This is a genomic window from Acinetobacter sp. 228 (assembly GCF_048147885.1).
Genome location: NZ_JAYWYV010000300.1, coordinates 1 through 1,319 on the forward strand (window position 1 = coordinate 1; position 1,319 = coordinate 1,319).

At 34.8% G+C, this 1,319-nt stretch carries 2 protein-coding genes; both read right to left on the reverse strand.

Features of this window, described 5'->3' with window-relative positions:
* Window positions 1-394 (reverse strand): MFS transporter (locus VXQ92_RS18395; RefSeq protein WP_416682778.1); only part of this gene is annotated, 394 nt, incomplete at its 3' end.
* Window positions 395-658: 264 nt separating this feature from the next.
* Complete coding sequence (locus VXQ92_RS18400; RefSeq protein ID WP_416682779.1) at window positions 659-1,219, reverse strand: TetR/AcrR family transcriptional regulator; 561 nt, start codon at window positions 1,217-1,219, stop codon at window positions 659-661.
* Between the last annotated feature and the right edge of the window lie 100 nt (window positions 1,220-1,319).

Sequence of the window (1,319 nt, forward strand, 5' to 3'; positions counted from 1 at the left end):
CCATCACATTTGGCATGATACCGCCTAAAAAAATTCCTGTAACAAAGCGGATTACGGTTAATTGCTCAATATTACCTACATGTGGTGTTAACAGCATCAATATGGAAAATATAAAGGTCGAGATCAGTAGTATCGGACGGCGACCAAAACGATCAGAAAGTGAACTTAATAAAAATGATCCAACAAACAAACCAAACAAGCTTGCACTAAACACAACTCCCAACATCGATTTTTGAACACCCCATTCTTCTATAATCAGTGGGGCTGCGTAAGCCATGGACTGAATGTCATACCCATCCATAATCATTAGTAATAGGCAGGTAACCAAAATAAATTTTTGATAAGGTCCAACTTTCTGCTGATTGATCAAATCACTTAATACAATTTCTTTCATGGTATTCCTTTCTCCATGACTCGCTTTAAATTAATTCCATTTTAATTATGATATACGTAATCTATTTACGATTATCGTAAAAATAAAATAGCAATATTATCGCCACAAAGTCAAAAATATTAATTTTTATAATATAAACAGTATGTTATATCTAATTATTTGATCTAACCTGAGTAATGAGCTCACATCATTGCAGGGTGTATATGGTCTGCTCATCTAATAAAAATCAAGCAAACCATACATCCTTTTATTTAAATAACTCATTTACCTCAAACAAGTTGGCTTAAAAAAATACTCCACCACCACATCCCTTTCATCCAAACTCTTTGTACTCAAAAACCCGAACATCAAGCCATCTATTAAGTTTAAAACCATGTTGGCATCGGGTTTTAACGCACGTGTTTCTAAGCTAAAAATCAGTTCAAAAATTTCACGAGTCAGCCATTTTCTATACTCAATTGCCATACGGTAAGCCTGCTGGTAAGCCACTTTAATTTCAAAAAAGGCTTTAAGTAGCAAGTGATACAGACTGTTAGAGTTAACATGTAAAACTACTATTTCCTTGAGCTTATCGTTTGGCGTGCAATAACGGCTTGAATAGATAATCGCAAGCACTTCTTCTTTAAGTAGACTTTTTTGGAAAGCTATACACATTTCAATAAGCCGTTCTTTTGAGTGAAAGTAGTTATACAAGGTGGCTTTCGGTATTTCTGATTCTTTGACAATCAGGTCTACGCCTGTTGTATGGAATCCATGTGTGGTAAACAAACGAATAGCGGTACGAATAACGTGTAATTTTTTGGAAGAGGTTTCTAAATTTGGCATAGTTTTACCGTTATAAATTCTTGTTGTTTCTAAATGAGATACTTTTTTGGGAGAAAAAAAGGCACAGCAAAGCCGTAAGACGGTGCTTGGCACATCTCAA